Source organism: Streptomyces sp. GbtcB7, from assembly GCF_019091445.1.
GTDB classification, from domain to species: Bacteria; Actinomycetota; Actinomycetes; order Streptomycetales; family Streptomycetaceae; genus Streptomyces; species Streptomyces mirabilis.
Genome location: NZ_JAGXJM010000001.1, coordinates 1 through 12432, shown reverse-complemented (window position 1 = coordinate 12432; position 12432 = coordinate 1). Strand labels below are relative to the sequence as shown.

The 12432-nt window shown below is 68.1% G+C and carries 10 protein-coding genes; 2 read left to right on the top strand and 8 right to left on the bottom strand.

The features are described 5' to 3' along the window. Positions 1 to 74: 74 nt before the first annotated feature. The 8 genes from mreD to KVT44_RS00015 form a co-directional block, all read right to left on the bottom strand. Positions 75 to 740 (bottom strand): rod shape-determining protein MreD, encoded by a 666-nt coding sequence (gene mreD / locus KVT44_RS00050; protein WP_099922669.1) that lies wholly within the window; start codon positions 738 to 740, stop codon positions 75 to 77. A gap of 13 nt (positions 741 to 753) precedes the next feature. After that, complete coding sequence (mreC, locus tag KVT44_RS00045) at positions 754 to 1692, bottom strand: rod shape-determining protein MreC (RefSeq protein WP_099922668.1); 939 nt, start codon at positions 1690 to 1692, stop codon at positions 754 to 756. A 154-nt stretch (positions 1693 to 1846) separates the two neighbouring features. Continuing rightward, entirely contained in the window at positions 1847 to 2866 is a 1020-nt protein-coding gene (locus KVT44_RS00040) for a rod shape-determining protein (protein WP_037747701.1), read from the bottom strand. 450 nt (positions 2867 to 3316) lie between these two features. Beyond that, the gene (gene ndk, locus KVT44_RS00035) at positions 3317 to 3730 is read right to left on the bottom strand and encodes a nucleoside-diphosphate kinase (RefSeq protein WP_054231901.1); all 414 of its coding nucleotides are present in this window, start codon (positions 3728 to 3730) and stop codon (positions 3317 to 3319) included. Between the two features lie 177 nt (positions 3731 to 3907). After that, positions 3908 to 4261 carry a DUF4233 domain-containing protein gene (locus KVT44_RS00030; protein WP_075031812.1) on the bottom strand — a complete coding sequence of 118 codons (354 nt, stop codon included), beginning with the start codon at positions 4259 to 4261 and terminating at the stop codon, positions 3908 to 3910. Between the two features lie 5 nt (positions 4262 to 4266). Next, positions 4267 to 5808: a folylpolyglutamate synthase/dihydrofolate synthase family protein gene (locus tag KVT44_RS00025; protein WP_190168870.1), complete on the bottom strand. Its 1542-nt coding sequence runs from the start codon at positions 5806 to 5808 to the stop codon at positions 4267 to 4269. A 405-nt stretch (positions 5809 to 6213) separates the two neighbouring features. After that, entirely contained in the window at positions 6214 to 8844 is a 2631-nt protein-coding gene (locus KVT44_RS00020; RefSeq protein WP_217565637.1) for a valine--tRNA ligase, read from the bottom strand. Further along, positions 8841 to 10313 carry an RNA-guided endonuclease TnpB family protein gene (locus KVT44_RS00015; protein WP_217565636.1) on the bottom strand — a complete coding sequence of 491 codons (1473 nt, stop codon included), beginning with the start codon at positions 10311 to 10313 and terminating at the stop codon, positions 8841 to 8843. The genes KVT44_RS00020 and KVT44_RS00015 overlap by 4 nt, the downstream gene beginning before the upstream one ends. A gap of 101 nt (positions 10314 to 10414) precedes the next feature. Between KVT44_RS00015 and tnpA the strand changes: the two genes are divergently transcribed. After that, positions 10415 to 11005 (top strand): IS200/IS605 family transposase, encoded by a 591-nt coding sequence (gene tnpA / locus KVT44_RS00010; protein WP_217565635.1) that lies wholly within the window; start codon positions 10415 to 10417, stop codon positions 11003 to 11005. A gap of 86 nt (positions 11006 to 11091) precedes the next feature. Further along, on the top strand, positions 11092 to 12072 hold the full coding sequence (locus KVT44_RS00005) for a hypothetical protein (RefSeq protein ID WP_217565634.1): 981 nt from the start codon (positions 11092 to 11094) through the stop codon (positions 12070 to 12072). The last annotated feature ends 360 nt before the right edge of the window (positions 12073 to 12432 follow it).

Here is a 12432-nt window from a genome sequence, read left to right as displayed (position 1 = left end):
CGAGTCATACAAGTCATACGAGTACACGGCGAACCTGGGCGACTTGACCCCGGGGTCGGTCAACCGACGTGTGCTCACAGGCGCTTGACCCCCTTGATGCGCCCCGCGCGGGCGACGCGCGCCCGGGCGGCCTTGACCCGGTGGCCGCGCTGGCTGCCGATGCGCAGGCCGGTGCCGGAGGCCAGCCAGCCCGAGGAGACGTCGGCGGCCTTGGCGCTGTTGGAATCGGCGAGTGGATTGCTCTCGGAGCGCCGGGCCAGGGCCATCAGCCCCGGGACCACGAACGGCGCCAGCAGCAGGTCGTACAGGGCGGCCGTGAACAGCAGGCTGCCCAGGCCGACATGGCGGGCGGCGGTGTCACCGACGAGGGCGCCGACACCGGCGTACAGCAGGGTGGAGCCGACCGCGGCGGCGACGACCACGGCCATCGGGCCGGTCGCCGACTTGAGCTGGCCGTTCTCCGGCTTCGCCAGCCCCGCGAGATAGCCGATGACGCACAGCACGAGGGCGTAGCGCCCGGCGGCGTGGTCGGCGGGCGGGGCGAGGTCGGCGAGCAGGCCGGCGGCGAAGCCGATGAGGGCGCCGCCGACATGGCCGTAGACCATGGCGAGGGCCAGCACGGTGAGCAGGACGAGGTCCGGGACGGCACCCGGGAGATGGAGACGGGCGAGGACGCTCACCTGGATCACCAGGGCGACCACCACCAGGGTGGCGGAGAGCAGCATCCGATTGAAACGCATGGGGATTCAGCTCCTACGGCGTCTGGCCGGTGACGGGCTCGGACGCCGAGGGGGTGACCGTCACGGTCACGGTCGGCGTGGGCGTCGGTTTGGGCTTGGCCGGCAGCACCGTGTCACGTGGGTCCTTGCGGGGGGCCTCTACGACGACGCCGACGATGTCGAGCTTCGAGAACGCGACGTACGGCGTGACGTAGATCGTGCGGGTCAGGTCGCCGCCTGACGGGTCGACACGGGAGACCACGCCGACCGGGACGCCGGGCACGAAGGGCTTGTCGGCCTGCGAGCCGAAGGTGACCAGCCGGTCCCCCTTCTTGATCTTCGCCTTGCCGTTGAGCATCTCCACCCGCAGCGGGCGGTCGCCCTGACCGGAGGCGAAGCCGAGCTCGTCGCTGGACTCCATCCGCGTACCGACGGTGAAATCGGGGTCGTTGGCGAGCAGCACCGTGGCGGTGTCCGGACCGACGGTGGTCACGCGGCCGACGAGCCCGTCGCCGTTCAGGACCGTCATGTCGCGCTGGATGCCGTCGTTGCTGCCGACGTCGATGGTCACGGTCCAGGAGAAGCCCTGGGCGGCTCCTATGGCGATGACCTCGGCGCCCTTGATGCCGTACTGCCCGGCGCCGGCCATCTTCAGCATCTTGTCTAGCTGGTTCAGACGACTGCGATTGCGGTCGTCACTGCCGAGCTTGGCCTTCAGCGCCGTGTTGTCGTGCTCGAGTTGGGCGATGCGATCGTGCCGGCTGTCCGAGTCGCGGACCGCGGCGATCGCGTTGCCGACGGGGTTGACCGCGGAGGACACCCCGTTCTCGATCGGGCCGAAGACCGCCGCGGCGGCTTGGCGGGCACCCTGGACCGGTGAGTCCTGTCCACCACGGATGTCCACCGTGATCAGAGCGAACGCGATGGCGATCAGCAGCACCAGGAGCAGCCGGCTCTCTCGTGTGTCCCTCACGTGCGGCGGCCGTGCCTTCCTCGTCGGTGTCAACAGGAACGCACCCCGAGCGAGTGCTGACGCCCAAGGGTGTTATGGGGGAGCTTATGCCTCGATATCAACGATCCGCCGTACGAGAAGCGATCATCCCGTACGGCGGAATCGAAGAGTTACCTCATCTGCGCGGCTGGGCGTCCAGAACCTGCTGGAGCGCCTCGAATTCCTCGACGCACTTGCCGGACCCGAGCGCCACGCTGTCCAGCGGGTCCTCGGCGATGTGGATCGGCATACCGGTCTCACGGCGCAGGCGCTCGTCGAGCCCGCGCAGCAGCGCCCCGCCGCCCGTCAGAACGATTCCGCGGTCCATCACGTCACCCGAAAGCTCCGGCGGGCACTTGTCGAGCGTCGTCTTCACGGCGTCGACGATCGCGTTGACCGGTTCCTCGATCGCCTTGCGGACCTCGGCCGCGGAGATGACAACGGTCTTGGGCAGCCCGGAGACGAGATCCCGGCCGCGGATTTCGGTGTGCTCGTCGTTGTCCAGGTCGTACGCCGAACCGATCGTGATCTTGATCTGTTCGGCGGTGCGCTCACCGAGGAGGAGGCTGTACTCCTTCTTGATGTGCTGGATGATCGCGTTGTCCAACTCGTCGCCCGCGACGCGGATGGACTGGGCGGTGACGATGCCGCCGAGCGAGATGACCGCGACCTCCGTGGTGCCGCCGCCGATGTCCACCACCATGTTGCCCGTGGCCTCGTGGACCGGCAGGCCGGAGCCGATGGCCGCGGCCATGGGCTCCTCGATGATGTGCACCTGGCGGGCGCCGGCCTGGGACGACGCCTCGATGACGGCACGGCGCTCGACACCCGTGATGCCCGAGGGCACACAGACGACGACACGGGGACGGGCGAGATAGCGCCGCTTGTGGATCTTCAGGATGAAATAGCGGAGCATGCGCTCGGTGATCTCGAAGTCGGCGATGACACCGTCCTTCAGCGGGCGCACGGCAACGATGTTGCCGGGGGTCCGCCCGATCATCTTCTTCGCCTCCGCGCCGACCGCGAGGATGCCACCGGTGTTGGTGTTGATCGCGACGACGGACGGCTCGTTGAGTACAATCCCGCGACCCCTGACGTACACCAGCGTGTTGGCGGTCCCGAGGTCGACAGCCATGTCACGGCCGATGAACGACATTGAGTTCCCCATCAGGATTCGTCTGGCCTTCCCAAGCGGAGCTTTGACGGCTTTTTAGGAACGGCGAGGTGGGTGCAGTGACGTGAAGGTCTCCATCGTAGACGCGCCTGCACGAACACTGCGCGAGGGTCTTCGCCATTGTCAGCATGCGTGGCGCCGCCCCGCTTGTGGAGACGACCCAACGGGGGCACGCGTTCCCCCGATCGGCACGCATATGCCGCGGGACGGCCGGAATTTCCACGGCCGTCCCTGGTCGGACATCAGGCTGGGGACGCAAGTCCTTTACAAGCCTTTACAAGCCGTTACAAGAACATCTTGGAATCGTGATGTCTGTGCGGGTCCGCCGCGACTTGGACGCGACTGGGACCTGACTTGGACCTGGCTCGGAGGCGACTTGGAAGCGACTCGGCGGCGACTTGGGCGCAGCTCGGACGCGACTGCGAGGAGGGGTCAGACGCGGCCGGGGAAGAAGATCTTCAGCTCGCGCTCGGCGGACTCCTCGGAGTCGGAGGCGTGGATCAGGTTCTCGCGGACGATCACACCGTAGTCGCCGCGGATGGAACCGGGGGCGGCGGCGATGGGGTCGGTGGGGCCGGCGAGCGCGCGCACGCCCTCGATGACCCGCTCGCCCTCGACGACCAGCGCCACGACCGGGCCGGACGCCATGAACTCCACCAGCGGCTCGTAGAACGGCTTGCCCTTGTGCTCGCCGTAGTGCTGCTCCAGCGTGTCCTGGTCCAGCGTGCGCAGCTCCAGCGCGGTGATCTGCCAGCCGGCCTTGCGCTCGATACGGCTGATGATCTCGCCGGTCAGGCCGCGACGGACGGCGTCGGGCTTGAGGAGGACGAGGGTGCGCTGGCTCACGGTGGTGGCTCCTTCGGGTCACAAGTGTGCGGGTGACCGAGGCTACAGGGCGTGTCTGGGTGGGTGTCACGCAGAGTCAGGTGGGCGGGGGCGTTCGGGGTTCTTCGGGGCCCGTTCGACCGGGGGCGGAGCCCCGGCTACGGGTGGGACGGGTAGGGGCGGCGGGGGCGAAGAAGCCTATGCCGGGTTCCCGCCCGCCTCCGCCTGCGCAGCGAACCTCGCCTTGGCCTCGTCGATCTTCCGCCCGTAGTGCACCGAGGCCCACCACAGCGCGGCGAAGATCGCCCCCAGGAAGAACATCGACCCCACGACGAACCCGCCGGCGATCAGCGCGATCTGCAGGGCCCAGCCGAGCTGGACACCCCCGGGCCGGGTGATCATCCCGCAGAGCAGCACACTCACCGCCATGAAGATCCCGCTGACCGTCCACACCGTGGCCATGGACAGATCGGGATCCTTCATGGCGACGAGCCCGGCGAAGCCGATGACGAAGAACTCGCCGATCAGAGTGGAAGCACAGAGCGTACGCACAGCGGTCAGCCCCTCCTCAGGAGCAGTCGGGCCTCGCCGACGGTGATGACGGAGCCGGTCACGAGAACGCCGCCGCCCGCGTACTCGCCCTCCTCCTCGGCCAGCGTGATCGCCGCCTCGATCGCGTCGTCGAGCCGCGGCTCCACCTGCACCCGCTCGTCGCCGAAGATCTCGACGGCGATCCCGGCGAGCTCGTCGGCGTCCATCGCGCGATGGCTGGAGTTCTGGGTGATCACGACCTCGGCGAAGATCGGCTCGAAGGCCTCGAGCAGCCCCTGTACGTTCTTGTCGCCGCTCGCGCCGACGACCCCGATCAGCCGGCTGAAGTCGAAGGCCTCGCCCACGGCCTCGGCGGTGGCACGGGCGCCCGCCGGGTTGTGCGCGGCGTCCAGGACGACGGTCGGCGAGCGCCGTACGACCTCGAGGCGGCCCGGCGAGGTGACGGAGGCGAAGGCCTTCCGCACGGTGTCGATGTCGAGCCGCTGGGCGTGCGCCGCGCCGACGCCGAAGAACGCCTCGACCGCGGCGAGCGCCACGGCGGCGTTGTGCGCCTGGTAGGGGCCGTGCAGCGGCAGGAAGATCTCCTCGTACTCCCCGCCGAGCCCGCGCAGTGTGACGAGCTGCCCGCCGACGGCGACCTGCCGGGCGACGACCCCGAACTCCAGGCCCTCCCGGGCCACGGTCGCGTCGACTTCCACGGCCTTCTTCAGCAGCACCTGAGCGGCGTCCACCGGCTGCTGCGCCAGGATCACCGTCGCGTCCGGCTTGATGATGCCGGCCTTCTCGGTGGCGATCTCGCCGGGCGTCTCGCCCAGCCGGTCTGTGTGGTCGAGGTCGATGGGGGTGACGACGGCGACGTCCCCGTCGATCACGTTGGTGGCGTCCCAGCTGCCGCCCATGCCGACCTCGACGACGGCGACGTCGACGGGGCTGTCCGCGAAGGCGGCGTACGCCATGCCGGTGAGCACCTCGAAGAACGACAGCCGGTACTCCTGTTGGCCGTCGACCATCTCGATGTACGGCTTGATGTCGTTGTACGTCTCGATGAACCGCTCGGCGGAGATCGGGGCGCCGTCGAGACTGATCCGCTCGGTGATCGACTGGACATGGGGGCTGGTGTACCGGCCGGTGCGCAGGTCGAAGGCGCCGAGGAGGGCCTCGATCATGCGGGCGGTGGAGGTCTTGCCGTTCGTGCCCGTGATGTGGATCGAGGGGTACGCGCGCTGGGGCTCGCCCAGGACGTCCATCAGCGCGGCGATCCGGCTGACGGAGGGCTCCAGTTTGGTCTCGCCCCAGCGGCTGGCGAGCTCGGACTCCACCTCGCGCAGCGCCTTGTCGACCTCGGGGTCGGCGGGGCGCCCGGGCACGTCGGCCTGCCGGCCCGCGTCGGCGCCCTGGGTGCGCAGGGTGCGGCTGCCGGCCTCGATCACCGCGAGGTCGGGGTCGCGGTCGGTCTCGGCCGCGATGATCTCGTCGAAGAGACCGTGCGGGTCGCTGGGGTCCGGCTCGTCCGGCTCGCTGCTGTCGTGCGGGGGGAGCTCACTCACGCTGCCAGTCTACGGAGCCGAGCCCGCCCCGGGTCTCTCGCCCCCGCCGCCCCTACCCGTCCCGTCCCCGGGGGCTCCGCCCCCGGACCCCCGGGGTGGGTTCTTCGGCTGCGGGCGAGTGGGGGCCGGTCGCGCAGTTCCCCGCGCCCCTGCGCCCAGGCTTTTAGGGGCGCGGGGAACTGCGCGCCAAGCCCCCACCGGCCCGCAGCCGAACGAACCCGGGTGAACGGGGGATGCGGGGCGAAGCCCCCGCCCTAGGGGCGCGGGGAACTGCGCGACCAGCCCCCGTCCACCCGCAGCCGAACAACTCCGCGCGCCCAGGGGATCGGGCCGCAGCCGAAGGACGTCGAAGGCCCCCGGGACCAGTGAGGTTCCGGGGGCCTTCGTTCACCTACGACAGAGCCGTTACGCCTCCGGGAGACGTTCCAGTTGGGCCTGGATGCGAGCGATGTCCTCGTCCGCCTTGGCGAGCCGCGTACGGATCTTGTCCACGACCTGGTCCGGTGCCTTGGCGAGGAACGCCTCGTTGCCGAGCTTGGCGTTCGCCTGGGCCTTCTCCTTCTCCGCGGCGGCGAGGTCCTTGGCGAGCCGCTTACGCTCGGCCGCGACGTCGATCGTGCCGGAGAGGTCGAGCGCCACCGTGGCCCCGGCGACGGGAAGCGTCGCCGTCGCCGCGAAGGCCTCGCCCTCCGGCTGCAGCCGGAGCAGCTGGCGGATGGCCGCCTCGTGCGGGGCGAGGGCGGTGCCGTCCAGCGTGAGGCGGGCCGGGACGCGCTGGCCGGGCTGGAGGCCCTGGTCGGCACGGAAGCGGCGGACCTCCGTGATGACCTGCTGAAGCGTCTCGATCTCGCGCTCGGCGCCCGCGTCGCGGAAACCGGAGTCGGTCGGCCACTCGGCGATGACGACCGACTCGCCGCCGGTCAGCGTCGTCCACAGCGTCTCGGTGACGAAGGGGACGATCGGGTGCAGGAGGCGCAGGGTGACGTCGAGGACCTCGCCCAGGACACGCCCGGAGACCTTCGCCGGCTCGCCGCCCGCCATGAACGTCGTCTTGGACAGCTCGACGTACCAGTCGAAGACCTCGTCCCACGCGAAGTGGTAGAGGGCGTCGGACAGCTTGGCGAACTGGAAGTCGTCGTAGAACGCGTCGACTTCGGCCACCGTCTTGTTCAAGCGGGAGAGGATCCAGCGGTCCGTCGCCGTCATCTCGGACGGGTCCGGCAGCGGGCCCGCGACCGTCGCGCCGTTCATCAGCGCGAAGCGGGTGGCGTTCCAGATCTTGTTGGCGAAGTTCCGGGACGCCTGGACCCAGTCCTCACCGATCGGCACGTCCGTACCGGGGTTGGCGCCGCGGGCGAGGGTGAAGCGGACGGCGTCGGAGCCGTACGCGTTCATCCAGTCGAGCGGGTCGACGGCCGTGCCCGAGGACTTCGACATCTTCTTGCCGAACTGGTCACGAACGAGTCCGGTGAGGGCGATGGTCTTGAAGGGCACCTCGCCGTCCATCGCGTACAGGCCGAACATCATCATCCGGGCGACCCAGAAGAAGATGATGTCGTGGCCCGTGAGGAGGACGTCGGTCGAGTAGAACTTCTCGAGGTCCGGGGTCCGTTCGGGCCAGCCGAGGGTCGAGAAGGGCCACAGGCCCGAGGAGAACCAGGTGTCCAGGACGTCGGGGTCCTGCTTCCAGCCCTCGGCTTCGGTGCCCGGGGGCTCCTCGTCCGGGCCGACGCAGACAACCTCGCCCTCGGGGCCGTACCAGACGGGGATCCGGTGGCCCCACCACAGCTGGCGCGAGATGCACCAGTCGTGCATGTTGTCGACCCAGTCGAAGTAGCGCTTCGACATGTCGGCGGGGTGGATGGTGACCCGGCCGTCCCGGACGGCGTCGCCGGCAGCCTTGGCCAGCGGGCCGACCTTGACCCACCACTGCATGGACAGACGCGGCTCCAGCGTCGTCTTGCAGCGCGAGCAGTGGCCCACCGAGTGGACGTACGGGCGCTTCTCGGCGACGATGCGGCCCTCCGCGCGCAGCGCGGCGACGATCGCGGAGCGGGCCTCGAAGCGGTCGAGGCCCTGGAACGGGCCGTGCACGGTGATGACGCCGCGCTCGTCCATGACGGTCAGCGACTCCAGGTCGTGGCGCTGGCCGATGGCGAAGTCGTTCGGGTCGTGGGCCGGGGTCACCTTGACGGCGCCAGTGCCGAACTCCGGGTCGACGTGGGTGTCCGCGACGACGGGGATGGTGCGGTCCGTCAGCGGCAGCTTGATCCGTCGGCCGACCAGGTGCCGGTAGCGCTCGTCGTCGGGGTGGACGGCGACGGCCGTGTCACCGAGCATCGTCTCGGCACGGGTGGTGGCGACGACGATCGTGTCATCCCCCTCCCCGTACTTCATGGAGACCAGCTCGCCGTCGTCGTCCTGGTACTCGACCTCGATGTCCGAGATGGCCGTGAGGCAGCGCGGGCACCAGTTGATGATGCGCTCGGCGCGGTAGATCAGCTCGTCGTCGTACAGCTTCTTGAAGATGGTCTGGACGGCCTGCGAGAGCCCTTCGTCCATGGTGAACCGCTCGCGGGACCAGTCCACGCCGTCGCCGAGCCGGCGCATCTGGCCGAGGATCTTGCCGCCGTACTCTTCCTTCCACTGCCACACGCGCTCGACGAACGCCTCACGGCCCAAATCGTGGCGGGACTTGCCCTCCTTGCCGAGCTCGCGCTCGACGACGTTCTGGGTCGCGATACCGGCGTGGTCCATGCCCGGCAGCCACAGCGACTCGTACCCCTGCATGCGCTTGCGGCGCGTCAGGGCGTCCATGAGCGTGTGCTGGAAGGCATGGCCCAGGTGCAGCGACCCGGTGACGTTCGGCGGCGGGATGACAATGGTGTACGCGGGCTTGTCGCTCTTCGCGTCGGCCGCGAAGTAACCCCGTTCTACCCAGCGCTCGTACAGCTTCCCCTCTACCTCGGCCGGCGCGTACTGGGTCGGCAGTTCGGGAGTGGGCTCTGATTGCGGCTGCTGAGAGTTCTCGGTCACGGGGTCAGTTTAGAGGTGCCGCGCCCGTGTCCCGAAACGCGATTCTTTCTTGACATCCTCCCTGCAGTGACCTGCTGGGATTCCTTGTAGCCCTCGATATCCACTGGAAGGCGGGCCGTCCCGGATGAGGGGTTCAGGGGTTCACGCGTGCGCCCGGCACGGGTGCGGGGCATCGCAGGCCGGGCATGGCCTGCGGGTGCGTGCTGTTCACCGCAATGTCCTGCGGCACTGGTGGTGCCCGCCGGACCACGAAGGGCACGACGGAGAATGACGACCGAGGCATTGTGATCCGCGTCGTCGGTGTGCCCGCACCCGGTACAGATGAACCTGTCGCGGCTGACGCGCGACGCAGGGTCCCAAAGGTGGCAGACACCGCATGTCTGCGAGGTCCTCGCAGGGTGCACCAGAGAGAGGTCGGATCCGTAGGCCGGGCATTTGTAGGCGAGCTGGCGGCGCCGCTCCCCCGGCAGATTGTCGAGGATGGCCCGGTTCAGAGCGGCTTTCTGAGAGACGTGCACGCCGGGTGCGGCGCGCGTACCGCTCGCGCTCCGCGTCATCTGCTTCACACGAAGATCTTCGATGGCGACCAGGCCGTGGTTCTTGGCCAGGTCTGTAGTGAGCTTATGTGTGAAGTCCAGGCGTCGACGGGCCTGTCGGGCCTTGAGTTCCGCGATGGCGCGGAGCGTCCTTCGTAAGCGGTTGCCGTATCTGCCTCCTCGATGCTTCTTGGCTTGCACGATCTGCCGCTCCTTGCGGCGTTCGAGTCCGGTCAGCCTCTGCTTCTCGCCCTCGGTCAGCGTCTGGGGCATGAGCCGTGGCTCCGTCTCGTCCGACAGGTACGCCGCTTGCTTCACCCCGAAGTCCACTCCAACCGGCGGATGCCCATTCGGTGGCGTTGCCGTCCTCCCGATATGCACGCCGAAGCTGACATACCAGCGGCCCGAGCTGTCTGTACGGATCGATGCGTTTTTGATCCGACCACCGAGCGGGCACGTCAACCTGAACTTGACGTCCCCGAGCTTGGGGATGCGAACGCAGGCCCACTTGCGGTTCAGCCTCGTCACGCGCACGGCCTGCCCGGGGAGCGGGATCGCCAGGCGCGCCGTGCGCTTCTTGAATCGCGGGAATCCTGCCGGATGCTCCGCATCCCAGAAATTGTCGTAAGCCCGGTCGAGATGCTTGAGGACCTGCTGCGGCGCCTGGGAAGGCAGGTCTCCGATCCACGGCAGGTCGTGCCGCGCCCTGGTGAGGTAGCGGCACTGCTCGTCGGCCCGGAGGCGGATGCGCCGTTGCCTGTATACGTAGATCCGTTGTTCCAGGGCCACGTTCCAGACGGTGCGACAGGTGTGCCCCCACTCGCTGAGCCGCTGAGCTTGTTGAGGTGTTGGGTAGAGGCGGTATTTGCGCCCGGCGTCAGCAGGATCCTTGACCGACCTGCCCGCCGCCTTGGCCTTGCTCTTCACCGTCACGCACTCCCCCATCACGGCTCAACTCGCCTCGGCTGGAGGGGCGGTCAGCGCATTCACCGTATGACAGACAAGGTGAACTTGTCTGTCATACGGTGAACCTCATGATGGATCGTCGACTGACGCCAGTACAGGCCGCCGAGCATCTCGGCATATCGCCAGAGGCGATTTACGTCCTCAACTCCCGGAAGGGGAATGGTTTTCCGCAACCCGTGTACACCGGCCGGACTCCCACGTGGACACCGGCGGAGCTGGACGCTTGGCGAGCGGCTCACCCCTCGAAGCGACCCGCACGGAAGCGTGAAGATCCCGGACAAGGCACGATCCTGGAGTCGCACGAGCTCCGCGTACACCTGGCGTTGACCACGATGCGACGCCGGCCCGTTCTCACCAGCGAGCTGCTATCGCTCACCGAACACACGATGCGTGAGGCGGCGCGGCAACTCGACGCGGAGGTCGAGGAGTTTCACGGCCAGGACGACCATATCCACGTAACCATCACCTATCCGGCCTACGTTTCCGTGGCAAACCTGGCCAAGCAACTCAAAGGAGCTACGGCTAGGGCCATACGACGTTCACGCGGCACAACAGAAAATGTGTGGTCGAAGACGTACTACGCCGCTTCCGCCGGCGCGCACTCGTCCGCCAAGTTCGACCAGTACGTCGAACATCTGGCACAGCCTGTCAACAACTAGGCATCAATAGACCCCACGCGCCCCGCACTCTTCGGCCTTCCGCCAAGATGTCAGGAACACATAAGCATCTGGAGGGGAACCCAGAGATGAGCTACAACCAGCCGGGCCCGTACGGTGGGCCGCCCCAGCAGCCCGGACCGTACGGTCAGCCGGGGCAGCAGGGCCCCTACGGCCAGCCGCCGCAGGCTCCCCAGCCCGGTTACGGCTACCCGCAGCAGGCTCCTCCGCAGCCCGGCTACGGCTACCCCCAGCAGGCTCCCCAGGGTGTCCCGCCGCAGACTCCCCCGTACGGCCAGCAACCCGCGTACGGCCAGCAGCCCCCTTACGGGCAGCAGCCTCCCTACGGCCAGCAGCCCTACGGCGCCCCGCAGCCGCCCGCGCCGGGCGGTGGCAAGAAGAAGACGGCGATCGTCATCGGCTCGGTGGCTGTCGTGGCCGCGATCGCGGTGGGGGCATACTTCGTAATCGGCGGGAACGACAGTTCGAGCGTGGCAGACGACGGGCCGCACAAACTAACCACCCCGGCGACAGTACTCAACGGAGAGTACAAGAAGGCGAACAGCGCTGGCAGCGGCGGTTTCGACGAGAACGACGTCAAGGACGCCGAGAAGCACGGCGTGAAGAACGCCAAAGACGTGCACTCCGGATACCAGTCCGGGGACGAGAACAACCCGCTGGCAATGAAAATGATCAACTTTATGGGCGTGTACGGCGACATCGACGACCCTGAGGCGGTTGTCGACGGGATGTTCACCGAGATGAAGAAGAGCGCCAAGGACGACGAGGGCGAGGTTGTCGGTAGCCCCAAGGCGTACACGCCCAGCGGCCTCGACGGCGCGATCCTCAAGTGCCAGGAGGCGAAGGTAAAGAGCGACTCCTCGTCCAGCAGTTCATCGTCCGGGCCGAGTGAGATCAGCATGCCGGTGTGCATCTGGGGTGACCACAGCACACTGGGCGTGATCATCCGCGTCGACATGGCCGACGCGATGGCCGGTAAGGACGCGGACCTCGCGGGTGCCGCCGAACTGACCGCGAAGTTTCGCAAGGAAGTCCGCGTCAAGACGTAGCACTCCCCGCACTCAGACAGAGCCCCGGTCGATCGACGACCGGGGCTCCACTATTTCGGCCCCTGACAACTGCGTTGATCGGCACGCTCCGACGCAGGAGACACCAGAGGCAAAAGCCCCGCTGCCGAAGGCATCCACTCGCCCCATGATACGGTCGGCATGACCACAACAATCGAACATGTGGGGGATTACTATGCATAAGCGCATGGCCGCACTCATGGCGACCGCAATCGCCGCAACTGGCATGGCCAGTTTGACGGCGTCACCTGCGGAGGCAGCAGACGGGTCTGGTGCACGATCGGGTGACATCTGAACTGGCTTGCCCTGCGGGGCGGGTGGGAAGGATGTCGCTGTGCCCAA